The organism is Psychromonas arctica (assembly GCF_036697365.1).
Lineage (GTDB): Bacteria > Pseudomonadota > Gammaproteobacteria > Enterobacterales > Psychromonadaceae > Psychromonas > Psychromonas arctica_A.
The window spans coordinates 146,920-171,532 of record NZ_JBAHZA010000003.1 but is presented as its reverse complement, the minus strand read 5'-3'; the positions used below and the strand labels follow the sequence as shown (position 1 = coordinate 171,532).

Below are 24,613 nucleotides of genomic sequence, written 5' to 3'. Positions count from 1 at the left end.
AACAATGAGGAATAAATATGAACGATGACTGTCACTTAGTTGCTATTGACTTAGGTTCAAATAGTTTCCATTTGATTGTTGCTAGAGAGTTAACTGGCTGCATTCAAACCGTATTCACTAATAAGAAGAGCGTTCGCTTAGCCAGTGGCCTAGATGATAATAAAGTTTTATCCGAGGAAGCGATTCAACGAGGGCTAGATTGTCTTGCTGAATTTAACCAACAATTATCAGGATTAACTTGTCGTGCAGTGCGTATTGTTGCCACTTATAGTCTCCGCGTTGCCGTCAACAGTGAAGAGTTTATTGAACGCGCTAAAAGTATTTTCCCTTATCCGATAGAAATAATTAGTGGAGAACAAGAAGCTAAACTAATTTATCAAGGTGTTGCACATACTTACCCTCTTAAAGGCTCGACCTTTGTAATGGACATCGGTGGAGGCAGTACTGAATTTATTATTGGTAAGCGCTTTAAAATCAAGTTTGCACAAAGCTTAGAGATGGGCTCTCGATCTTTTACCCAACGCTATTTTGAGAAAGGTGAAATCACTCGTAAGGGGATGCGTCTTGCTCAGGCTGAAGCAAGACAAACCTTATCTCCTATTGTTGAAGAGTGTTTGAAACTTGGTTGGAAAGGGGTATTGGGTACTTCAGGATCATATAAATCAATTAAACAATGTATGTTAGAGCTGTACGGTGATAGCCATATTACTGAAAAGCGCGTTCGTCGTTTAATTGCGCAATTTGTCGGTGCTAAAACCTTTGATAAATTAGGCTTAGAATGCGTTGAAGAAAGCCGTTTCGCATTAACCGCTTCGGCATTAGCTATCGTCAGTAGCTTTATGGATGAGTTTGCCATTAAGAACATTAATGTTTGTACTTCTGCGTTACGAGAAGGGGTGTTATATGGATTAAGTAGTACTGAAGAGGATATGGCGCCACGCGATCGTACGGTGAATAACCTATTGCACCTGCATCGTATCGACCAAGTATTTAGCAGACGCGTATTATTACAATTACAATTATTTAATCAGCAACTTGCAGAGCAAGGTAAAGCACTCGATGAGATGCATTTAATGTTTCTGCGTTACGCGGCCTTACTGCATGAAATTGGTATTAATATTCATTCTAAAAAACGTCAACATCATGGTGCTTATATTTTACATCATTCTGATATGCCAGGTTTCAGCGAGCAGGGACAGGAAATAATCGCTACTATGGTAGGTGATCACCGAGGTAAAATTAAACAAGCGGTTGTATCAGATATGATCACTGAAAGTGAATATTATCAATTAGTGCAACTATTAAGAGTTGCAATTATCCTAACGCTAGGCCGTCGAGACTTTCCATTACAAGTAGCAAAAATAAAGTTTAATGGCGATAAGTTGCAACTTGACGTACCCGCGGTGCTATTCAAAGAGAATGATCTATTTACTATGCTACAAAAAGAGGTCGCGCAACAACATAAAGCAGGGTTAACTCTGAAAGTTATTGCCGAATCTATCGAACTATAAAGTAGTGTAAAAGTAAGTGTGATTTGTTGAGTAATGACCACTTACTTAAGTCGTTTAGAGTATTTAAATGGGTAAAAAATGAATGTTTATTAAGATTACCATTCTCAATCCCTTAACTGCCTCTATCCTTTTGCCATTAGCCTTGCTAGGATCGGTTTTTTGTTTCTGCTAGGTACCTGTTTTGACCATTTCTGCTACTACTTTAAAAGACCATTTAAATGACGTGTTGTATAAAGATCAGTTCCGCTTTAAGCGCCGTATTGATGATTTACGTAATCTAAAAGCCCCCGAAAAAGTAGAAGCAAGTTTGACTAAAATAGCTGTTGATATTCAGGTATCAATGGATAAGCGCAAACAGCGCTTAGATAACTTGCCAGAAGTGAGTTATCCAGACCTACCGGTAAGCCAGAAAAAAGATGAAATAGCCGAAGCAATTGCCAATAACCAAGTGGTTATCATTGCAGGTGAAACAGGCTCAGGTAAAACCACTCAGATTCCTAAAATATGTTTAGAATTAGGTCGTGGCGTTTCTGGTTTAATTGGTCATACACAACCACGTCGTTTAGCCGCAAGAACTGTTGCGAATCGTATTGCTGATGAGTTGGATTCAGAGCTAGGTGAAACCGTTGGTTATCGCGTTCGTTTTACCGATAAAGTGAGTGACAAGTCGTATATCAAACTGATGACCGATGGTATTTTATTAGCGGAAATTCAAAACGACCGTTTTTTAAGTCAATACGACACTATTATCATAGATGAAGCGCACGAACGTAGTTTAAATATCGACTTCTTAATGGGGTATTTAAAACGTCTGTTACCTCGTCGTCCTGACCTTAAAGTCATTATTACTTCAGCGACTATCGATCCAGAGCGTTTTGCTAATCATTTTTCAGATAAACGCGGTAAACCAGCACCGATTATTGAAGTGTCTGGCCGTACTTTCCCAGTGGAAACCTTGTATCGCCCATTAGATGAATATGCGGCGGGTGACCAAATTGAAGGTATTTTCCAAGCTGTGGATGAGTTACAACGTTTAGGCCGTGGCGATATTCTTATCTTCATGAATGGTGAACGTGAAATTCGAGATGCTGCAGAAGCATTAACTAAGCGTAAATTACGAGATACCGAAGTATTACCATTATTTGCACGCTTGAGTGTCGCAGAACAAAATAAAATATTCCAAGGTCATAGAGGGCAGCGTATTGTCTTAGCCACCAACGTAGCTGAAACATCATTAACCATTCCTGGTATTAAGTATGTGATTGATACGGGGACAGTACGTATTAGTCGTTATAGCTATCGTACTAAAGTGCAGCGTTTACCTATTGAAGCTATTTCACAAGCTAGTGCTAATCAGCGTAAAGGGCGTTGTGGTCGTGTTAGTGAAGGTGTGTGTATTCGTTTATATAGCGAAGAAGATTTTAATGGTCGTCCTGAATTTACTGATCCAGAAATACTACGCACTAACTTGTCGTCTGTTATTTTACAAATGTTATCGCTTGGCTTAGGTGAATTAAATAAATTCCCATTTGTAGAGCCACCAGAAGATCGTAATATTAAAGATGGTTTAAACCTCTTAGAAGAATTAGGCGCGGTTAACTTAAAAGCCAAAGACCCACGTAAAAAATTGACTGGGCTAGGCCGCCAATTAGCGAAGTTACCAGTAGATCCACGTTTAGCACGTATGATTTTAGCGGCAAAAGAATTTAACTGTGTCCATGAAGTCATGGTAATTAGTGCGGCGTTAAGTATCCAAGATCCGCGTGAGCGCCCGATGGATAAACAGCAAGCGTCTGACGAAAAACATCGTCGCTTTTACGATAAAGAGTCTGATTTCATTACCTATGTAAACCTATGGAATTACATTAATGAGCAACGTGAAGAGTTAACCAATAACAACTTCCGTAAAATGTGTCAGAAAGATTTCTTAGCATACATGCGCGTGCGTGAATGGCAGGATATTTACACGCAAATTAAACAAGTAACTGATGAATTAGATATTAAAGTGAGCGATGCGCCTTCAAGCTTTGATGCCATTCATCAAGCTTTACTCGCTGGTTTACTATCCCATATTGGTTTAAAAGATAAAGATGCTGAATACCTAGGAGCACGTAATAGTAAGTTTTACATGTTCCCTGGTTCTGGCCTATTCAAAAAACAGCCAAAATGGGGGATGTTTGCTGAGTTAGTAGAAACCTCTAAATTATTTGCTCGTGTTGCAGCAAAAATTAAACCGGAATGGGTTGAGAAACAGGCTCAACATTTAATTAAGCGCAGTTATGCAGAACCGCATTGGCAGAAAAAGTCGGGCGTAGTAGGGGCCTTTGAAACACAAACTTTGTATGGAATTCCTATCGTCAGCAAGCGTCGAATTGTCTACACTCAAATCGATCCGGTGTTATGTCGTGAGCTGTTTATTCGTCATGCTTTGGTAGAAGGTGAGTTTGAAACACGTCATCAATTCTTCAAAGATAACCAAGCATTATTAAATGATATTGAAGAGTTAGAGCATAAATCACGTCGCCGCGATATTTTAGTTGATGATGAAACATTGTTCCTATTTTACGATGAAATTATCCCGCAAACGGTTTGCAGTGCTAAGCAGTTTGATAGTTGGTGGAATCGTGAAAAGAAACAACAACCACAATTACTTAATTATCAACGCGAACAAGTGATGGCACACGATGCTGATAAAGTCACTGCGAATGCGTATCCTGATTCATGGCAACAAGGTGATTTTAGATTAAAGCTTGATTACGCTTTTGAACCGGGAACGAGTCAAGATGGTGTGACAGTAAATATCCCACTGGCGCTACTAAATCAAATTTCAGATCAAGGTTTCGATTGGCAAATCCCAGCACTACGCGAAGAGTTGTTAGTGGCTTTAATTAAAACCTTACCAAAAACAATACGTCGTAATTTTGTACCTGCTCCTAATTATGCTGAAGCGGTAATGGCTAATTTAGTGCCATTACAAGGACCTTTATTAGAGGCTTTTGAAAAGCAATTATTACGCATGACGGGTGTTCGTATTCCAGAGAATTCTTGGGATGTGAATGCATTGCCTACACATTTACGTATGAAGTTTAATGTTGTCGATGACAAGCAAAAAACTGTTGCTGTAGGTACTGACCTGAAATTATTGCAGCATGACTTAAAAGGTAAGGTAAAGCAGACTTTATCTAAAGTGTCGAAACAAGGTATCGAGAAGTCTGATTTAGTCGAGTGGGATTTTGGTAAATTACCTAAATCCTTTAAGAAAGATCATGGTGGTTATGAAGTTAAAGCTTATCCTGCACTAGTAGATAAAAATAAAAGTGTTGCGATTGAGCTGTTTGATACTGAAGACAAAGCGCAACGCTTTAATCAAGCTGGGGTGCGCCGTTTAATTCTATTGAATGTGCCATCACCGATTAAGTATTTACAACAAAGCTTACCGAATAAAGCGAAGCTGGGTTTGTACTTTAATCCTTTTGGGCAAATTAAAGACTTAATCGATGATTGTATTAGTTGTGCCGTCGATGCCATTTTAGACGGAGAAGTTCACCCGCAAGAAGCACCTGAATTTGAAGCTCAAAAAGAGAAAGTGCGCGCTGAATTAGCTGATAAAACTCTACAGATTACGCAACAGGTTGAAGAGGTGTTAACGCTTGCTCATGCGGTGAATAAGCAGCTCAAAGGCAAAGCTGATTTAACTATGCTGGTGGCAAAGGGAGATATTAAATCGCAACTTGAGCGTTTGATCTTCCCAGGTTTTGTATGCCAAGTCGGCGAAGCTAAGTTAAATGACATAAAGCGTTATTTATTAGCTTTACAGAAACGCTTAGAGAAGTTACCGGTAAACCCTAATCAAGACCGATTGAACACTATCGAGTTACATGAGCTAGAAGAGCGTTATCGAGCATTGTGCAAGCAGCTATTAAGCAATGAAACAGAGCACCAAGGTTTAGCGGAAGTGTATTGGATGATGGAAGAGCTTCGTGTTTCGTTATTTGCTCAACAGTTAGGAACACCTTATCCAGTATCAGCTAAGCGAGTAAGGTTGAAATTGACGGAGTTGAAAGGTTAACACTTTCAGAACATTCCCATGCTTTACATGGGAATGTTTGTTCAAATCATTCCAATACAGGTTGGAATAGCAATATTGCCTAATAGATATTCTTACTATTGTATTTTATATGATGCTTCACCATCGCTAATCAGAAATGAGGTTAAATCATAACTCTCATTAATTTTTTTATCCTGATAAGAGCATCTTATTTGTTCTTTACAAAACCTTTCTCTTTTTAATAACTTCATTTTTCTTTCTGTTAATTTTATAACTAATTCAAAGATGTAGACTTAAGCTGTTTTATAATCTTGCACTTCGATGTGTTTTTACTATCAACTTCAAATATTCCATTTAGATTGATTATAAATTGATAAGTTACTTGATAGAGTTCAATAAAGAAATAGTCGCTTTTATTAAGCGTAATTCAAGTGAATATAAGTTAATATTAAGCCTATATAGGTCTCATTTTATTTGAGAAAAGTCTAAAAGTTGATTTGGTATAAAACATTAACTTATTGATGTAAAAGTGTAATTATTATAGATTTCTAATCTGCTTTAAAAGAAAGTAACCAGATACTATCTAAATACCTCTTTCTAAGAAAAACAATTAAACCATGATGTTTCTAGCTACCCATGTCAAATTAGTCTAAAATTACTATCTAATATTTTTAATTACCTACTTAATTTTGGTTATGCATATTACAAACATCAGGTTATTAAGGATCGAAGTATTAAATCGTTAATATTATGTACCATTTTTTAGTCTAATTAGCTGAAATTTATCGTAATGGTTAACCATTTAAAGAAAATTAAACATAAAAATCGAAAATTATGATGTTGTGCCAACTGTAATGTGAAAAATTAAGATGGCTTAGACAACATTTCTATTCTCTAGTATTGATAGAATGAAACGTAGGGACACGTTAAATTGGGCATCCTTTTAACTATAGACTTTTCCTAACTCTGATTTAAATTTAGCTAAATATATATTTGGCCTTTGTCAAGGTGATTAAATGAAATACGATGCAACCATACTTTATGTTAGAAATGAAGAGAGTAACCGGAAAGTATATTCAGATTTCCTTCGTAAAAAGTTTGCAACGGTTATTGAGGCTCATGATGGAGTAGATGGCGTATCAAAGTTTTTGACCCATAATCCACAGTTAATTATTACTGAAATTGAATTTCCAGAAATGAGTGGTGTTGAATTAATCCACAACATTCGTAAAACAAATAAAAGCACACCGATCATCATATTTAGTGCTTATGTCCAAGAAGATTTCCTATTCGATACCGTTAAAGACAAAATTAATGGTTTTGTAAATAGACCTACAGATACTAAAACATTAGATCGTGCGATTAATAAGGTTTTAGCTGGTGGTAATTACCAAGCATCCATTGACGAAAAGAAAATGTCATCTGAAAGAGATAAATTTGCCATTTCTCCAAGAGAGAAATTGATTTCAGGAAGTAATAACTCAATGGTTGTTGGTATTGGTTCAAGTGCTGGTGGGTTAGAGGCGCTGACTTTGCTAATCAGAGGATTACCTGCAAGTAATAACTGTGCTTATATTGTTGCTCAACATCTTAGTCCAAAACATAATACAATGTTAGTGGAGTTACTTTCTAGAGAAAGTAACTTACGTATTAAAGAGGTAGAAAGTGGTGAAGAACTCGAAAGTGATGTTTTTTATATCACACCACCCAATACAAATGTTGAGATAAATGAGCATAATCAACTTATTTTATCTGCCCCTGAAAAACATTCCTTCTTGCCCAAACCCTCAGTTAATCAACTGTTTATTTCCATCGCTAAATATAAAAAAGAAAAGTCGGTTGGGATTATACTATCGGGCACAGGCTCAGATGGTACTCAAGGAATGCGAGCGATTAACGCGGAAGGAGGCATTACTATTGTTCAAGAGCCTAGTACGGCAAAATACGATGGTATGCCAATGGCATCAATCAATGGTTCAATAGTTGATATTTTAATTGAGCCTGAAAAAATTGGTAAAGAGTTGGTTGCTCTGGCTAATTTTCCACGACAAAATGTCTTAAAAAGACATCAAGTAACGCCTGAAAATGATTATGTTTCGATTATTTTTGAGTTATTACATAAAGCAAAACATGTCGATTTTTCTGTTTATAAGAAAGCTACCATTGGTCGACGTATTGAGCGACGAATGGTTGCTTTAAAAGTGACTACGCTAAATGAATACGTTAAATTAATTTCGAGTAGCCCTAAAGAAGTTGAACTACTTTTTAAAGATATTTTAATCGGAGTGACTAGCTTTTTCCGAGATAATGAAGCCTATGAGTCTCTCGAGAATCACTTAAATACTTATTTAGATCAAACACCTGACTTAAAAGAATTACGAATTTGGATGCCAGGAGCATCGACGGGGGAAGAGGCTTATTCTGTCGCCATTATATTGAATGAGTTATTAAATGAGCGACAGCAATTTCTTGATTTGAGGATTTTTGCAACTGATATTGATGAAGATGCTTTAAAAATTGCGCGTAAAGGTGTTTTTAGTCAGGCATCAATTAATAAAGTATCTGATACGTATATTAAAGATTATTTCACCATTTCAGATGATGAATTCGAAGTCACAAAAACACTGCGTCAAAATATAGTATTTTCTTATCATAACCTGTTATCAGATCCTCCATTTAAAGAAGTGGACCTTATCGTTTGTCGCAATCTATTGATTTATTTTAATCTTGATGCACAAAACTGGATCATGCCTGCTTTTCATTATGCATTGAAAAATAATGGATTACTTTTCCTTGGAAAGTCTGAGAATGCGACTAACTTTGAAGACTCTTTTGCTCCTATTGATAAAACAAATAAAATATTTAAAAGTGTGGCATCACATAAAAAAAGTTATGCTGCAATCACTGTTAAACCACCTAAATACAGCCAGCCAGAGTTAGATAGCGTTACGGAAAAGCAAGTAAATAGGCCTTTGCAAGATACAATCATAGCTGAAGCAACAAAATTATTAATGCCAAATATGATTGTGACCAATGAGCAGCTTGATGTGATTTATAAAAAGGGCGAATTAGACTTTTTAACGATTCCTGAAGGTTATGTTTCTTATAATATCTATAAAATTGTCGACTCTCGTTTGGCAATGGACTTGAGAAAGTTATTTAGTGATATTAAAAAGGGAGCTACGCTTGCCGTTAGCAATTATATCCTTTTACCGCATAAAAATGGCGTACCTAGATTCATCAAAGTTTATTTAGTACCGGTATTAAATGGGCGTAATCAAACCTATATTTACTATTTTCAGAGCATTTCAGGCGAAGACTTCCCATTTTTGAATCAAGCGGAAGGAGTACCGTTACCTTCATCTTCTCAAGAGTTAGAGTTCGAGTTACAACGTACTAAAGAGCACATGCAAACGCTTATTGAAGAACTCGAAACTTCAAATGAAGAACTTCAATCAACCAATGAAGAGCTACAAAGTGCCAATGAAGAACTTCAGGCAACTAATGAAGAAATGGAAACGAGTAACGAGGAATTACAGTCAACAAATGAAGAATTGCATACTGCATATGCTGAACTGAAAGGAATGTATCACGAGAATACTAATATAAAGGAAAGCTATGGTGCATTAAATTCTCGATATGAATCAGTATTAGATAATATTAATGATGGCGTGGTCATTACTAATATGGAAGGCATTATTCTCAAAACAAATACGGCGATGCAAAAATTTTATGACTTATCTAGAGAGCAATTATTGGCTAAGCACTGGATAACGTTGACCCCATTGCACGAAGACGTCGACCTTTTACTTCGAGAAAAAGAATTAGCAGAAAAAGGTAAGTATGGCCCTTACAAAGTTAATATTAAGTCAGCTAATGGAATGGATACCATTCTTGAAGTCGCAGATTATTTAAGTCGAGATGAAAAGGGAAATTCACAGATTTGGTCATTTGCATCGGATATATCAAAAGAAACGTATGCACGTCGTGAGTTATTATTAAGCCAGCAAAAATACAAGGCTACATTCGATTATGCGAATATTGGTATTGCACATGTGGGCTTGAATGGTGAATGGATTTCAGTGAATAAATCCATTTCAACAATGTTGGGTTATAGTGAAGAAGAGTTAATGAATTTAACCTTCCAAGATATCACTTATGCTGATGATTTAGAAAATGATTTAGAATACTTTCAAGAATTGCTAGATGGTAAAAGTGACTCTTATAAAGTTGAGAAACGCTATTATAAAAAGAATGGCGAGTTATTCTGGTCAATGCTGTCGGTCGCGGTTATTCGAGAGCAGGGGACACCTGTATTTTTCATTTCTGTTATTGAAGATATTAATACACAAAAAAGTGTGTCTTTAGAAAATATACAAGCAAAAACCGTATTTAACACTACGCAAGAAAGTATTGTCATAACAGACAAAGATACGAAGATTATTAACGTAAACCCAGCTTTTGAAAATTTAACTGGTTACTCTGTTAATGATATTAAAGACCAAACTTTATCAGTATTACGTTCAGACATGCATAGTGATCAGTTTTACAATGATATGGAGCGTGCTTATAAGCAGAGTGGTTTTTGGTCTGGTGAAGTTATTTGTAAGTCTAAAAATGATGAAGTATTTCCTGTCTACCTTAATATAAGCGCTGTGCGTGACGATGATGATAATAATATTCAATATGTCGCTGTACTAACAGATATTTCATTAATTAAACAGTCTCAAGATAAAATACAGTACCTTGCTAATCATGACTCTTTAACTGGTTTACCTAATAGAACTTTATTGTCTGATCGTATTGAACATGCATTACAAGAAGCACGCCGTTCAATGAAACATCTTGCAGTTTTCTTCATTGATTTAGATCGCTTTAAAATTATTAACGATGGCTTGGGGCATAATGTTGGCGATGGAGTATTAGTTGAGGTTGCTAATCGCTTTTCTAGCGTATTACGTTCCGAAGATACTGTAGCAAGAGTTGGCGGAGATGAGTTTATCGTTATTGCTCAGGATTTAGAATCAGCATTAGATGCCTCTAAAATTGCTACTAATTTACTTGAATCGGTTCAAAAAGAGATGTGTATTGAAGGCCATAAGATAAAAATTGGTGCGAGTATTGGCATTAGTATTTATCCTAATGATGGTCTTTCAGGCGATGAATTAATCCGTCAGGCTGATATAGCTATGTATGATGCGAAGGAGCATGGACGTAATATTTATCGTTATATATCACAAGAGCTTTCATCGGATGCCTTTGAAAAAGCAACAATGGAAAGCTCAATCAGAGATGCGCTCAATAATGATGAGTTTGAAGTTTATTATCAACCCATTGTAGATGTAGAAACCATGACGCTTTCACATTTAGAGGCGCTAATCCGTTGGAACCATCCTAAGCTTGGTTTAATCATGCCTAATAAGTTTATCCCACTGGCTGAAGAATCAGAACTTATTACTGAAATTACAAAGTACGTTACCTTCAATGTAATGAAAACAATTAGTGAATTAAGTAAATCCAACAATTACCAGTGTAAGGTCGCGATCAACTACTCATTGAAAGATTTAGAAAGTAATGAACTATTTTTTACCTTCAAAAAATATCTTCAACAATTTAATATACCAGGCAGTGCAATCACGCTTGAAATAACAGAAAGAAAAGTTATTTTATCTAATGAACAAAACCAAAAACATTTAGCGAGATATAAAAAATTAAATGTATCATTTTCAATGGATGATTTTGGTACCGGTTATTCGAATCTTGGCTACCTTATTAATAATCCTTTTGATCAATTAAAAATAGATCGCGCATTTATAGCTAAGATAGGTGAAGTTGGAACAGCCGAGGAAGTAGTGAAAGCAACTATTTCAATTGCTAAAGCACTAGGGTTAAAAAGTGTGGCTGAAGGTATTGAAACTAAAGAGCAACTTGAGTTTGTGAAAGTAAATGGGTGTGATCTTGTTCAGGGATTTTATTTTCAAATTCCAGAGCCTATTATCAAATTAATTGCTCATTTGACCATGGAAAAAACTTATCACCAAACAAGCCCAAAGGCGATAATGGATAGTAATAAGGTTTAAGTTATTATAAGTAGGTATACATTAGCTTCTTGTCTAAAAATAGAAGCTAATGTATTTTTATAATATTTAGCCACTATAAACGTTGAAGTTACCCCTTATTGCATTGTTAAATTCCCTAAGAAGTCAGCTTTAATGGCATCGCCATTTTGCCATTATTTAAAAGCCAATACACAAAGATGAATGCTGGTATGTTCATTAACAGACCATACAATAAAGGAATAGTTGCTAAAGTAGGCTGGTGCATAATGGTGAATGCAATCATCATCGCTGTTCCTGCATTTTGAACACCCACTTCTATGGCAATGGTTTTTCTATCTGTATCGTTAATCTTCAATTTTCCTGCAATTAAATAGGCAATTATTAATGCTAATCCGCATAAGCTGATCACAGCCACACCCTGTAAAGAAAACATCGCAGGAATAATATCTACATTAGTTAAGACAAGCGCACTAATCACAAGCAGCATCGCAATAGTTGATCCTTTTTTTATCAAAGGCATCACAGATTGAGACCAATCATTAAAAAAGTAGCGAATGCTCATACCAATGATAGTTGGTAGTAAGGTTACGACAGCGAGTTGTTTCATCGCTGGTAATAAAGGCAAGTTAAAAATTTCGCTATCGGCATTGCTACTGAAATGAATAAATCCAACAAAAATGATGGGCAGAATAAATGGGGATAACATACTAACAATACTTGTTAAACAGACACTTAAAGCAAGGTTACCTTTAGCAATAAAAGAAAATAAATTTGATGTCGCACCACCTGGACATAATGACAACAAAAAAAGACCAGCAGCTGTAGTTTGATTAAGTGCAAGAACCTCAATAATAAGCAGGGCAAGGATTGGTAGTAAAAATAGTTGTAATAAAAAACCAATTATCGCGGCCTTAGGGGCATTTACGACCGACTTAAAATCTTTGGCTTGTAGACTTAAACCCATTCCTAACATTACTAGCGCTAGGACGCTTGGTAACATAATTTGAGTAACAGCTTCAGCTAGTGTCATAAATATCCTTAATTTAGGGGAAACTTGATGAGATTAATATTATCCAGAGTGTTGAAGTTAGGTTTTGATATGGCTCATTATTTATAGAACTTAACAGACAAGTGTTGATGTAAACTGACCGTAGAGAAGAAGCGGGCCAACCTTCTTGAAATTCGTTCTCCATATCGCCAGCTTTTAATTGTTTGATTAAACATTTGAAAGGATATAAAGTTGATTTTTTGTTGTGTTTTTAGTTTTTTATTGAAATCCTAGAGCCGCATAATAAGTCAGCCTATTTAATCGCTTTTTATCTAATAATTGGACGCCAATGATTAAGTTAATTTTTCTAGTTTTAAGTTTTTACTCAACGTTTGCCTTAAGTGATGATATTGATTGCACAAAAGTAATTAGTACAATCGATATCAACTATTGTGCAGGCGTAAAGTTAGTAAGCGCAGAAAAAATAATGAATGAATATTTATCTGAAAGTAAAAAACACAACAGCAATGACTCTGAATTGATTAAGTCTATCGAAGAAGCGCAAAAAGCATGGGGACTATATGCTGATGCGCATTGTGACTCAATTTATACAATGTGGCGTGAAGGGACAATTAGAGGCGTCATGGGGTTAAATTGTCAAACTAAATTAACCAAAGCGCGAACACATGAAATATGGGAAAATTTTCTAACTTACATGGATAGCACGCCACCGGTACTACCTGAACCAAGTTTGTAATATTATTTTACTTTTGATTTATCTTCTATGTTTTTATATAGCTCGAAGATGCTATTAAAGATTGGTGAATATGAAAAAGCATAATATCTGAAGCTTCATGAGACTCTCTTTTAATAACTGCTTTTATTATTTGATCATGTTCAGCATAGGATGATTTCATCCTATCAACTACATTAAACTGAACCTTACGATAGGGAGCAACTTTAGCTCTAGCACGAATAACTGCCTCTTCAACATAACGATTATGACAACCTTTAAATAATACACTATGAAGTTTAATATTTGCTCTATCATAGGCATCTATGTCACCAGATACCAAGTATTTTTGGCTATCTAAGTGTATTGCTAAAAGCTCTATACGTTCTTGTTGAGTCATATTTATAGAGGCCAATCGAGCGCATAAAGCTTCCATTTTAGCAACTAACATATCTACAGGTAATTCACTAACCAAAGCACCGCACCTATGTCGATGCTCTATAAGGCCGCTTGCTATTAATTGTTTTTGAAAGCAAATTATTTATCTTTTACGGTCGCTTAATAGTCATGTCTGATGTTTTTTAATGTTGTATTTATCTTATTCAAGATAGCTTTAACGACTTTTTATAAAGGAGAATTAATGCGAACCTGAATTTTAGGCTGGCGGCGCTAAAATTATTCATTTATGCCATAGTATGAATTCGCACTAGTAACTATCTTAATGGTATGGTTGCTATTAAACCCAAAATGGGGAGCTTTATTATGGAAATCACCGTACCTGAAACCTGGTTATCTGGGTTTAAACACCACTGTAAAAACCATCCTTATCTTATTCTCGTGTTATTAGCTTCGGTTATCTTAATCATATTAATGATTTTACATTCTATTCATGTAGGTAATCAGGCTTTTGTAAAATATGCTTTATTAGGTGGTACTGCTGGATTTGTTGCTACTGCAGTTGGGACTTTACCTGCACTATTTATTAAAGAGATTCCACGTAAACTTTCAGACGCTATGCTTGGTTTTGCTGCTGGTATGATGTTAGCAGCTTCCGCTTTTTCATTGTTGTTACCTGGCATTGAAGCGGCGATTGACTTTACTGATAGCACCTTCTTAGGCGGTATGGTTGTATTATTTGGTATGATCATTGGTGTTGCTTTGATGATGGGGTTAGATGAATTTGTGCCCCATGAGCACATGGATTCAGGGCCATGTGGTGCAGGGCATGAAGCCTGCAGTCGTGCTTGGTTGTTTGTGTTTGCTATTGCATTGCATAATTTTCCTGAAGGCATGGCGATTGGTGTGGGTTATGCGCAGGGTGATTTATCTGTCGGTGTACCTTTAACAACTGCCATAGCCTTACAAGATATTCCAGAAGGATTGGCCGTTGCATTAACTTTACGCGCCACTGGTTTCAATACTGGCTTTTCTGTTTTGATAGCTATGGCGACTGGTTTGTTAGAGCCATTAGGTTCATTACTGGGGGTTAGTTTAGCTGGTGGGTTTATCGTTGCGTATCCAATTGGTCTGGGGTTAGCTGGTGCTGCAATGTTATTTGTTGTTTCGAATGAAGTGATTCCAGAAACACATAGTAATGGTAATAAAACCGTTGCAACAATAGGCTTAATGATTGGTTTTGCGCTAATGATGTTATTAGACACCACTTTAGGTTAAGTTTAATTGCATCTGATTATAAAAACGTTATTGCTGAATAATTAAGCGTTATATGAAATTAATATTTTCTAGTTTTTATAATTTCACTTTTTAAGTGCATTTAGCATGATTCAACTTAGTCTATTAATGTTCTAGTTTTAACTTCAATTTTTGACTTTAATTATGAACTGGATAATATTATTAACTTAAATACTTAAATATTAGTACTTATTTGCTGTGAATGTGATTATTATATAAAATTAAAGTATGCAAGTTATGGGGAGTAGGTATGTCTGATATCTTGGGATCGACGTCCGTAAAAAAGTCTATTTGGGTGTTGGCCATCGCTTGTGTTGCATCATTCCTTATCACTGTTTCTCATCTTTATTTGTCTATTCAATTTGGTCAGCTATCGAGTGTTTTGACTCTATTTGTCGTTATATTAATTAGCCTAACCTGTATATTATTAATTGCTGAACAACAGCATCGTTTATCATTTAACGTTGCCCATAATATTTTAAGAAATATCACTGATTTTGTGGTGATAAAAGATGAAAAAGGGCGTTTTGTTTATGGTAACAAAAGCGTAACTAAACTTTACGGCACAACAGAATCAGGATTGGTTGGTAAACTTGATTATGACTTTACTGGTAATCTTGAGCAGTCTGAAGCTATTTTGAATAATACGAAGTCCGTTTTGAAGAACTTTAAAACGGTAGAAACGTTTGATGTTTCAACGGATACTAAAGAAAATAAAACACATCATTTCCACTCTATTAAAATCCCATTCTACAATACAAAAAACCAATTAAGATTATTTATTATCTCAAAAGATGTCACTGATATTATTCAATTAAAAGAAGAATCAGAAAAAAATAAATCTCGTTTACAACATGTTTTAGGCGTATCTGAAGAAGGTTTATGGGAATGGAATCCACAAACGGGTGAGGTTACTTACAATGAAAGCTGGGAAGAGATGTCTGGCCTTTATGGGGATAATCAAACTTTTGAAGAATATGAAAATTGTATTCTTGAAGAGGATAAAAGTATTGTACTAGATGCGATTACTGCATTACTAACTGATAATATTTCTTTTAATATCGAATATCGTTTGAAGCGCCATGACGGCAAGGTCGTCTGGATATGGGATAGAGGACGGATTGCCGAACGAGATAAAGATAATAACCCCACATTAGTCGTCGGTCTTGCCCTCGATATAACTCAAGAGAAGCTTAATCAACAAAGAATTCAAGAACTGGCTTATCATGATCAATTAACTGGTTTATACAATCGTACTCAGTTCGAGCTGCATTTACGTGATACGGTGAAACAGAGTCATCAACAGAATATGTATAGTGCGTTATTATTCTTAGATATAGACAAGTTTAAGTTGCTTAATGACAGCTATGGACACTATATGGGGGATAAGCTTTTAAAGATTATTGCTGAAAAATTATTACGCCATAGACGAGGAAACGAATTAATTTCTCGCTTTGGAGGTGATGAGTTCGTAGTGATTTTACCGCTCATTGAAAAGCATTTAAGTGCGGCGACCAATTACACGACTGAATACGCGAACCAACTCATTAAAGTGTTATCTGAAGCTGTAGCCCTAAAAAGTGATTTACAAGATATTGACATTGAATATGAAGTCACTGCGAGTATGGGGGGAATTATTTTTAACTCCAGTGAACTCCATGAAAATAAAGTACTACAGCTAGCTGATATGGCGTTATATAGAGCAAAAGCAAATGGAGGGAATGAAGCTATTATTCTCGACCCTCAGACTCAAAACGATTTCAATCATAGTGGTGAATTGCAAAAGGCAATGCGTCAATCGATTGATGACAGTGAGTTTTGTATTTATTTACAACCGAAATTCTCAAATGAGCAGAAAATCATCGGTGCTGAAGCACTTGTGCGTTGGCAACATCCTACTTTAGGCTTATTAGCTCCTTATCATTTTATTACGATGGCTGAGGAGAGTAATTTAATAATCCCAATCGGCATGCAAGTGCTTGAACAAGCCTGCGAACAATTACAAAAGTGGCAAGCTTCTCCAACTACGAAAAGCCTAAGTATTGCGGTAAATCTAAGTGCAAAACAGATTTGGCAAAAAGACTTTGCAGAGAAAATTATTGAGGTGGTTAATACCCACCAGATAGATCCAAGTAAATTAATTGTCGAAGTCACTGAATCAATCTTTCTTAAGGATATTAAAGCTGCTACGAAAAAGCTGAACAAACTTAAAAGTATCGGTATTTCAGTCTCATTAGATGATTTTGGTACTGGCTTTTCATCACTTAGCTACTTAAGAGACTTACCCATTGATGAGATTAAAATTGACCGCTCATTTATGTTTGATATTCATAATGATAAGAAAGCATTGATGATGGTTAAGTCAATTATTAGCTTAGCTGATAATTTTAATTTGAAAGTGGTGTCAGAAGGCGTTGAAGAAAAACAACAATTAGATTTATTAACCCAGCTTGGTTTATCTATTTTCCAAGGCTTTTATTTTAGTAAGCCGATCCCACCAAAAGACCTAGATATACTGATCAATAAGGTTAATCATCAATAAGTAACTTAATATACTAATCACAGGCATTAAAAGTAATATGCTGAATAAACACAAAAGCCTAATAGTCACCTATTAGGCTTTTAGATAGCTATATTTTATCTTAAGATCTCGTTGTAATATTTGTAAATAGAGTCCTTATTTGGTTTATATTACGTATTTATTGAAGATGTTTATTATAAACTTTCAGTAAAAGTACGTGTTAACACATCTTGTTGCTGCTCTGGCGTTAATGAGTTAAAACGTACCGCATAACCAGATACTCGAATGGTTAATTGCGGGTATTTCTCTGGGTGTTTAATTGCATCTTCTAATGTTTCACGGCGTAATACATTTACATTTAAATGTTGACCACCTTCCTGAGCTGTTGGTGCTTCAATAGCGACTTCTTTGTATTGAATATCACCTAACTCTGCTAAAGAGATAATTTGATCTTCTTCATAGGCGTTATCTTTTACGCATAGACAACGAGCCTGTGCATTCTCTTGGTCTAATAACCAGAATGAATTTAGTAATGCTGCGTTATCTGATTGTGTAATTTGGATACCTAAAGCCATAATCTTTCCCTTAATTTTGTTTAATGAATATGCCAGTTAAATTCAATGATCTTAACTGTCGATTAATTAATCTATTAATGATTATAGGGTTGGTTTTAAGGTATGTACAACACTATTCACTTACTTTATTTAAGGTTTATTTGAGCGTAAATTGAGCTGCATCAAAGAAACTAAATAACTATTTGTTTTTTATAAAAAACTTATGTTACTTAAAAGTAAAAAATAAACTTAATATTTAACAATAGCTTATATGCTATATTGTGCTATTGAAATTTAAATAAATTGTAGGTGATTATGTCTTGGTCAGAATTTATAGCAACGCAACAACAGCAACCTTATTTCAAACAACTTCAGCAGTTTATCGATCATCAAAGTAAAGAGGGTAAAACTATCTATCCTGCAGAAAAAGATCGTTTTAATGCCTTTTCATTAACTGCATTAGATGAAGTTAAAGTCGTTATTTTAGGTCAAGATCCTTATCATGGAGAAGGACAAGCACATGGCTTGAGCTTTTCTGTTCAGCCTGGTGTAAAAATTCCGCCTTCATTACGTAATATTTACAAAGAATTAGTTAGTGATTTGGGATGGAGTGATATGCCAAAAAACGGAGATTTAAGGCATTGGGCTTCGCAAGGAGTTTTGTTATTGAATGCAGTGTTAACCGTTGAAAAAGCGAATGCAGGTAGCCACTCAAAACAAGGTTGGGAGCAATTTACAGATAATGTGATTCAGCATATTAACGACCAAGCAGAAGGAGTTGTTTTTCTATTGTGGGGGAGCTACGCGATTAAAAAATCTAACATGATTAATCAACAGAAACATCATGTATTAACTGCTGTTCATCCTTCCCCTTTATCTGCCTATCGTGGATTTTTTGGCTGTCAGCATTTCTCGAAAACTAATCAATTATTAATTGAGCAAGATAAAACGCCTATTAACTGGTGAATAGGGCGTTTAAATTTTGATCGATTATTTATTGATATGGCGCATAAGTTGACTTAGTAAATGTGTTTATTATCTATTAATACATTCATTAATAGGTGAAGTGACATGATTAATCGTATTCATAAAGATCATATTAATATTATGCAGTTATTAAAGGTGATTGAAAATAAAATCGCCATGTTAAAGATTGATGGCAGTATTGATTATCAATTATTAAAGTCAATTACCGATTATCTTAAAAGTTATGCAGACAAATACCATCACCCCATGGAAGATTTGATCTACGCTTATTATTTAAAATACAGAGTCGTATCAGACCAAGTGGCTAATCGTTTGGAAGAGGACCACCAGCAATTAAGTGACTTAACAACAGAGTTAGACGATATGTTAAATATGATATTGTTGGACGCGATTATCCCTAAAGATATTTTTATAGAGAAGCTTGAAACTTTTGTGAATAAGCAAAAACAACATTTGAGCTATGAAGAGTTATCTATTTTACCAGCGATTCAAGCTAGCTTAACAGAAGATGATTGGGCGCATTTGAGTTTACAATGGAAGCACAAAGAATATGTTGATCCTTTATTTGGTGACAGTATTAGTGATCGCTTTAAAAATTTGTCTGAACATATTTATAGTAATACCGTTAACTAATAAATCTATCCTATTGGCAAAAGAGACTGTAAAAAATTGAGGAACATACTCATTCGTAATATCATTTTATGATGATCGGAACCTATAAATAGTTGTATTTTCCTGATCATCATTAATTTACTTTCCTTTTTCAGAAAAACAGGCACTATGCGCCTCCACTTCATATTACGATAAAAAGAGATCTTTTTATTCTCTCCAATCAAAGACGCAGTGTCGTTAGCTTAATTAAGCCGACAAAACCTTTTAGTTAGCATTATTCATTTATTTAATAAGGGTAGCGAATTGTTAGCGCTAAAAAATGTCAGTCAATTTTCTGAAAGTCATTTCAATGATGACTCTTTATTTGCATTAATCGCAGAGGGGATTGAAAACAAAGGATATACTATTTTACCAGCTGCTTTTCCTGAAACATTAACTGATAAGTTGTTTATTCATCAACAACAGATGGAAGCAGATAAATTTGAAAATGCTGGAATAGGCCGGGGTAACGAGTATCTAAAAAATGAATTTGTGAGGACTGATGCTATTAGTTGGATCACAGGGGAAACGGATGCAGGAAAAGACTGGTTAAATTGGGTGTCAGGTTTACAAAGTTATTTAAACCGTCGTTTATTTTTAGGATTATTCTCATTTGAAAGCCATTTTGCTCATTATAGTCCTGGAGATTATTACAAACGTCATTATGATGCTTTTAAAGGTGAGTCGAATCGTGTTTTATCATTGATTGTCTACTTTAACAGCCATTGGCTTGCAAGTGATGGTGGTGAACTAGTGTTATATCAGAATCAATATGATCAAGTTGGTACAAAAGTGGTTCCTTTGATGGGCACTATCGTCGCTTTTTTAAGTGAAGAGTTTCCACATGAAGTCTTGTCGGCAAATCGTAATCGTTATTCGATTGCAGGTTGGTTTAGAGTAAATACGTCGGTTTCTGTTCGAGTTGATCCACCACGTTAGTGTTATAGCATTGAGGATAATAAGAAGTCAGCGTGTAGACTGACTTCGACATTTATACTAATCCGAATAAATAGATAACATATTTAATGTAATCAAAATTATTAAGCGAACTTAATTAACAAATCAGGTTATGCGAGTTTTTTTAGTTCATCAATGATATCTTGTGGCTCAGAACGAACACGATAATCAACGTCTACAAAACGCCATACTGCTGTACCTGCTTTATCTAATACAAAAGTGGCAGGAATTGGCATAATGTTAGCGTTACCGTTATTAATTTTTTCAATATCTAAATGACGATCAACTTTCATGTGGTCTAATACAAAGTCAGGTACCTTCCAAGCGACACCAAATTGTCCTGCTACATCTGCATTTTGATCCGATAAAACTTCGAAATTCATTTCACTGATTTCATTCTCTGTTAACGAATCATCAGGAACTTCTGGGCTGATTGCGACTAATTGAGCACCTAATTCATGGATTTGCTCTAAACGCGACTGTAAGGCTTTTAATTGTAGGTTACAGTAAGGGCACCAACTACCGCGGTAGAAAGTGACAATAACTGGACCCTTAGCTAATAAGTTGTCTAATGAAACTAGTGTGCCTTGTTGATTTGGTAAAGTAAAACTGGGTGCTTTATCACCTAGCTTCAGTGCATTACTGCCTTCCTTGAATACTTTTGCTTCCTTGATAACGTCATCAATGCCTTTCATAAATTCAGGATTACCTTTACGGCCTGCTGCAATTTTAGCGTCAGTTTGCTCTCTTAATGTTGTCATCTTTTTTCCTAATCATTTGATAGAAGTTGAAGGTAAGTTCTTTTCATTAATATATCGGAAATAAAAAGAACAATCGTTCAACAAACTATCAGGAAGTATTATAAAAAACAACGTTACTATTGTTTGGTTTAAATTATACTCAACCTTTAAATCGCCAAAATAGCCTTGTTATCCAAGGTGTTAACAAGTAAAGGATTACTATGTCATTTGAATCTGCCGTTACATTTTTTATTGCGATTTTTATTTTTGGTATTACACCTGGCCCTGGAGTGTTTGCTATTTTAGCAAAAGCAATGATAAGCGGCCCGAAAAGTTCGATCATGCTCATTTTAGGCATGATATGCAGTGATGTGCTTTATCTTATTTTAGCGTGTTTGGGGTTAGCTACAGTCGCGAATAACTGGTCGGAAGTCTTTATTGCTATTCGTTATGTCGGTGCTGGGTATCTTATTTATCTAGGCTATATGATGCTCAATACATTACCTCAGCCTAAGGATAATATAAAAGTAGAAGGCGTTGTTACAAAGCAATCAGCGCTTTTATCTGGTTTTATTCAAGGTTTTTTGATTTCAATTTCTAATCCGAAAGTTATTCTGTTTTATATTTCATTTTTGCCTACTTTTATTAATTTAAATGTACTGACCTCTACGGATATTTTATTAGTGTCAGTACTCTCTGCATTGGCATTGTTTGCAGGGTTAATGTTGATTGCGATTGGAGCTAGTCGAATGGCGAATTTGCTAAAAACACCTGTTGCCCATCAAAGATTAAACCGTGTTGCAGGGAGTATTATGATACTAGCTGGATTGTATTTAGTATTGAGGTAAGAAAGCAGATCTTAATATCAGATATAAGTGTATTACCAGTCCAATAGACGAGTAATACACTTACTGTCACTATTTCTCCATTAACAGTTTAACCGCCAAACCGATCAGTACTACTCCTGTTAAACGTTCCATCATTAATTGTGTTTTACCACCATCAAAACGTTTCTTAGCAGCGACAATCATACGGCTAATAAAGGCTTGCCAACATAGTGCGATAACAAAGTGAATAGCAGCCATTAGTAAAGATTGCATGAAAGCAGAATACTCTGGGTTAATGAATTGCGGTAAAAATGCGAGATAGAAAATGGCTGTTTTTGGATTTAACGCATTTGACAATAAACCTTCGCGAAAGCTTCTTGTTGCATTAAAACTACCCTGGCTCCCTAACTTTTCAGGATCTTTGGCTGAAGCAAAAAAACTATGGCGTAAGCCTTGTATCCCTAAATACAGAATATACAGGGCACCAATCATCTTCACTGCTTGGAATAATTGCGGTGATTGAGAGAGTAACAAAGAGATACCTACCGCGGATAGGGTGGCATGAAAAAAGAGTCCAAAACATATACCGACATTCGTAACAAACCCATCTTTTTCACCACCTCGAGTGGTATTACGAATGACTAATGCCGTATCGAGTCCAGGTGTTAGAGTTAAGATGGTAATAGCGATCAGAAAAGCTTCAATATGTAAGATTGGCATTGGCAGTCCATTTTATTGTTATTTTAATTATCAAAAAGCTAGCATCCTAAACTAGTAATGCAGCATCCATGTTGAGTTGCCTTTGTTTAAGCATAAATATAGATAATACTAATCCCAATAAATAGCTAATCTATTTTACTTGTTAAAACAGCACTCTTTTTCGTTATAAATTTCGAAAATAGAACAACTATTTACGCATTGAAATGGCCTGTTCTCCAGCTAAAAATTTAGATAACGCATTTTATGTAATCGGTATAACTGGTTTCATATAAGATTTGGTAGGCAACGGTTTAATATAAAACTGAATACTAAACAGGTCAATATAATATAAAAGAGATAATTGAAATGATTTTATAGGGATCGGAGTATGAAGGTAAAAGGCAGATATCCAGTCAGTGAGATAGGATATCTAAATTAAAAAAACTATTAAGGTTATTTTTTATTGATAATAACTTTCCATCCAACTCTCAAGGATTAAGGCAGCTGAAACACTATCAACTTTGCCTTTTTCTAATGCTTTGAATCCACCTCGTTCGAAAATAAATTCTTTAGCGCTCGCTGTCGTCAAACGTTCATCTTGAAATGCTATTTTTACACCGAATCGACCTGATAGGCGGTTACCAAATTTCTTTGCTCTTTGAGTGATAGGTTGCTCTGTACCATCCATATTTAACGGTAAACCAACAATTATTAGGTCTGGTTTCCATTCTTTAATGACATGCTCGACAGTTTCCCAATTAGGGATGCCATCGTTGGCTTTAATCGCTGAGAGAGGTTGTGCTGTAGCAGTGATCATTTGTCCTGTTGCAACACCGATACTTTTGGTACCAAAATCAAACCCAAGTAGGGCATTGGGAGCTTTTGTTTCTATCGTCATTATGCGTGACCTATCTCGCTACTTAATTGTAATGGGTCTACGCCTAATTTTTGTAAGGAGCTAGCCCAGCGTTGTTCTACGGGGGTGTTGAAGATAATGTCATTTTCAAAGTTAATGGTGAGCCACTGGTTTTTGTTCATCTCTTCTTCTAATTGTCCTGAGTCCCAACTCGCATAGCCTAGTGTAACCATATAGTTAGCAGGCTCATTAGCAGTTCCTAAAGACGATAGTACTGCATTTGAGTTCGACATCATCAAGTGTTTATTTAACAGAGTGCTTTGTGATTCGGGATCATTGGTTGGGCTATGTAGTACAAAACCTCTGTCCATATCTAATGGCCCGCCTAAAAAAACTGGTTTTTTAATAGGTGGGGTTGGCTGATGTTCAATACTTTCCGCATTTTTTAATAGCTCTTGTACAGTTAGTTTAACGGGGTAGTTAATAATAAACCCCATTGCACCCAATTCATCGTGCTCACAGAGATAAACGACCGACTGCTTAAAGTAGGGATCAGTTAAAGAAGGCATTGCAATCAGAAAATGGTTTTTTAAAGAGGCAACAATCTCTGTTTGTGCATTTTCATCGGTAAGTTTCATATCCGCATCAACTGCGGATGCTTCTAGTACAGACTCAACCTCTGGGTCGGCAAAAGGGGATTTTGTTTTATCGATAGTCATATGCTTCTCCACGAATTTTGAATACATTGACAATATTCTGAATAATTAGAATATAACAATGTATTCAAATT

The 24,613-nt window shown here is 35.5% G+C and carries 17 protein-coding genes; 10 read left to right on the top strand and 7 right to left on the bottom strand.

Features of this window, described 5'->3' with window-relative positions:
* Positions 1-17: 17 nt before the first annotated feature.
* The 3 genes from V5290_RS04830 (at position 18) to V5290_RS04820 (ending at position 11,639) form a co-directional block, all read left to right on the top strand.
* A complete protein-coding gene (locus V5290_RS04830; protein ID WP_333382438.1) occupies positions 18-1,511 on the top strand; it encodes a Ppx/GppA phosphatase family protein in 1,494 nt (497 codons plus the stop codon).
* A gap of 181 nt (positions 1,512-1,692) precedes the next feature.
* A complete protein-coding gene (hrpA, locus tag V5290_RS04825) occupies positions 1,693-5,580 on the top strand; it encodes an ATP-dependent RNA helicase HrpA (protein WP_333382437.1) in 3,888 nt (1,295 codons plus the stop codon).
* Between the two features lie 995 nt (positions 5,581-6,575).
* A complete protein-coding gene (locus tag V5290_RS04820) occupies positions 6,576-11,639 on the top strand; it encodes an EAL domain-containing protein (protein ID WP_333382435.1) in 5,064 nt (1,687 codons plus the stop codon).
* 115 nt (positions 11,640-11,754) lie between these two features.
* Here the strand turns inward: V5290_RS04820 and V5290_RS04815 are convergent, their stop codons facing one another.
* Complete coding sequence (locus V5290_RS04815) at positions 11,755-12,648, bottom strand: bile acid:sodium symporter family protein (protein WP_333382433.1); 894 nt, start codon at positions 12,646-12,648, stop codon at positions 11,755-11,757.
* 307 nt (positions 12,649-12,955) lie between these two features.
* Between V5290_RS04815 and V5290_RS04810 the strand changes: the two genes are divergently transcribed.
* Entirely contained in the window at positions 12,956-13,363 is a 408-nt protein-coding gene (locus V5290_RS04810) for a lysozyme inhibitor LprI family protein (protein ID WP_333382431.1), read from the top strand.
* Between the two features lie 25 nt (positions 13,364-13,388).
* On the opposite strand, the gene V5290_RS04805 is transcribed toward V5290_RS04810, so the two are convergent.
* Positions 13,389-13,814 carry an FCD domain-containing protein gene (locus V5290_RS04805; protein ID WP_333382430.1) on the bottom strand — a complete coding sequence of 142 codons (426 nt, stop codon included), beginning with the start codon at positions 13,812-13,814 and terminating at the stop codon, positions 13,389-13,391.
* Between the two features lie 287 nt (positions 13,815-14,101).
* Between V5290_RS04805 and V5290_RS04800 the strand changes: the two genes are divergently transcribed.
* Both V5290_RS04800 and V5290_RS04795 read left to right on the top strand, forming a co-directional pair.
* On the top strand, positions 14,102-15,013 hold the full coding sequence (locus tag V5290_RS04800; RefSeq protein ID WP_333382428.1) for a ZIP family metal transporter: 912 nt from the start codon (positions 14,102-14,104) through the stop codon (positions 15,011-15,013).
* Between the two features lie 268 nt (positions 15,014-15,281).
* Complete coding sequence (locus V5290_RS04795; RefSeq protein ID WP_333382426.1) at positions 15,282-17,573, top strand: EAL domain-containing protein; 2,292 nt, start codon at positions 15,282-15,284, stop codon at positions 17,571-17,573.
* Between the two features lie 173 nt (positions 17,574-17,746).
* On the opposite strand, the gene grcA is transcribed toward V5290_RS04795, so the two are convergent.
* Positions 17,747-18,127, bottom strand: coding sequence for an autonomous glycyl radical cofactor GrcA (gene grcA / locus V5290_RS04790; RefSeq protein WP_333382424.1), 381 nt, complete (start codon positions 18,125-18,127; stop codon positions 17,747-17,749).
* A gap of 291 nt (positions 18,128-18,418) precedes the next feature.
* Here grcA and ung point away from each other — a divergent pair, with 291 nt between their 5' ends.
* The 3 genes from ung to V5290_RS04775 all read left to right on the top strand — a co-directional run bounded on the left by ung (position 18,419) and on the right by V5290_RS04775 (position 20,683).
* Positions 18,419-19,072 carry a uracil-DNA glycosylase gene (gene ung, locus V5290_RS04785; protein WP_416351597.1) on the top strand — a complete coding sequence of 218 codons (654 nt, stop codon included), beginning with the start codon at positions 18,419-18,421 and terminating at the stop codon, positions 19,070-19,072.
* A 105-nt stretch (positions 19,073-19,177) separates the two neighbouring features.
* On the top strand, positions 19,178-19,726 hold the full coding sequence (locus tag V5290_RS04780; RefSeq protein WP_333382421.1) for a hemerythrin domain-containing protein: 549 nt from the start codon (positions 19,178-19,180) through the stop codon (positions 19,724-19,726).
* A 282-nt stretch (positions 19,727-20,008) separates the two neighbouring features.
* The gene (locus V5290_RS04775; RefSeq protein ID WP_333382419.1) at positions 20,009-20,683 is read left to right on the top strand and encodes a 2OG-Fe(II) oxygenase; all 675 of its coding nucleotides are present in this window, start codon (positions 20,009-20,011) and stop codon (positions 20,681-20,683) included.
* A 128-nt stretch (positions 20,684-20,811) separates the two neighbouring features.
* On the opposite strand, the gene V5290_RS04770 is transcribed toward V5290_RS04775, so the two are convergent.
* Complete coding sequence (locus V5290_RS04770) at positions 20,812-21,462, bottom strand: peroxiredoxin-like family protein (protein WP_333382417.1); 651 nt, start codon at positions 21,460-21,462, stop codon at positions 20,812-20,814.
* Positions 21,463-21,662: 200 nt separating this feature from the next.
* On the opposite strand from V5290_RS04770, the gene V5290_RS04765 reads away from it, so the two are divergent.
* Positions 21,663-22,289 (top strand): LysE family translocator, encoded by a 627-nt coding sequence (locus V5290_RS04765; protein ID WP_333382415.1) that lies wholly within the window; start codon positions 21,663-21,665, stop codon positions 22,287-22,289.
* 69 nt (positions 22,290-22,358) lie between these two features.
* Here the strand turns inward: V5290_RS04765 and V5290_RS04760 are convergent, their stop codons facing one another.
* The 3 genes from V5290_RS04760 to V5290_RS04750 form a co-directional block, all read right to left on the bottom strand.
* Entirely contained in the window at positions 22,359-22,988 is a 630-nt protein-coding gene (locus V5290_RS04760; protein ID WP_333382413.1) for a LysE family translocator, read from the bottom strand.
* Between the two features lie 439 nt (positions 22,989-23,427).
* Positions 23,428-23,865: a Holliday junction resolvase RuvX gene (ruvX, locus tag V5290_RS04755; protein ID WP_333382411.1), complete on the bottom strand. Its 438-nt coding sequence runs from the start codon at positions 23,863-23,865 to the stop codon at positions 23,428-23,430.
* Positions 23,865-24,542, bottom strand: coding sequence for a YqgE/AlgH family protein (locus tag V5290_RS04750; RefSeq protein WP_333382410.1), 678 nt, complete (start codon positions 24,540-24,542; stop codon positions 23,865-23,867). Before V5290_RS04750 ends, ruvX begins: the two co-directional genes overlap by 1 nt.
* Between the last annotated feature and the right edge of the window lie 71 nt (positions 24,543-24,613).

Coding starts and splice junctions, on each gene's coding strand:
- V5290_RS04830 (WP_333382438.1), top strand. CDS start 18: ATGAACGATGACTGTCACTTAGTTGCTATTGACTTAGGTTCAAATAGT.
- V5290_RS04820 (WP_333382435.1), top strand. CDS start 6,576: ATGAAATACGATGCAACCATACTTTATGTTAGAAATGAAGAGAGTAAC.
- V5290_RS04815 (WP_333382433.1), bottom strand. CDS start 12,648: ATGACACTAGCTGAAGCTGTTACTCAAATTATGTTACCAAGCGTCCTA.
- V5290_RS04810 (WP_333382431.1), top strand. CDS start 12,956: ATGATTAAGTTAATTTTTCTAGTTTTAAGTTTTTACTCAACGTTTGCC.
- V5290_RS04800 (WP_333382428.1), top strand. CDS start 14,102: ATGGAAATCACCGTACCTGAAACCTGGTTATCTGGGTTTAAACACCAC.
- V5290_RS04795 (WP_333382426.1), top strand. CDS start 15,282: ATGTCTGATATCTTGGGATCGACGTCCGTAAAAAAGTCTATTTGGGTG.
- grcA (WP_333382424.1), bottom strand. CDS start 18,127: ATGGCTTTAGGTATCCAAATTACACAATCAGATAACGCAGCATTACTA.
- V5290_RS04780 (WP_333382421.1), top strand. CDS start 19,178: ATGATTAATCGTATTCATAAAGATCATATTAATATTATGCAGTTATTA.
- V5290_RS04770 (WP_333382417.1), bottom strand. CDS start 21,462: ATGACAACATTAAGAGAGCAAACTGACGCTAAAATTGCAGCAGGCCGT.
- V5290_RS04765 (WP_333382415.1), top strand. CDS start 21,663: ATGTCATTTGAATCTGCCGTTACATTTTTTATTGCGATTTTTATTTTT.
- V5290_RS04760 (WP_333382413.1), bottom strand. CDS start 22,988: ATGCCAATCTTACATATTGAAGCTTTTCTGATCGCTATTACCATCTTA.
- ruvX (WP_333382411.1), bottom strand. CDS start 23,865: ATGACGATAGAAACAAAAGCTCCCAATGCCCTACTTGGGTTTGATTTT.
- V5290_RS04750 (WP_333382410.1), bottom strand. CDS start 24,542: ATGACTATCGATAAAACAAAATCCCCTTTTGCCGACCCAGAGGTTGAG.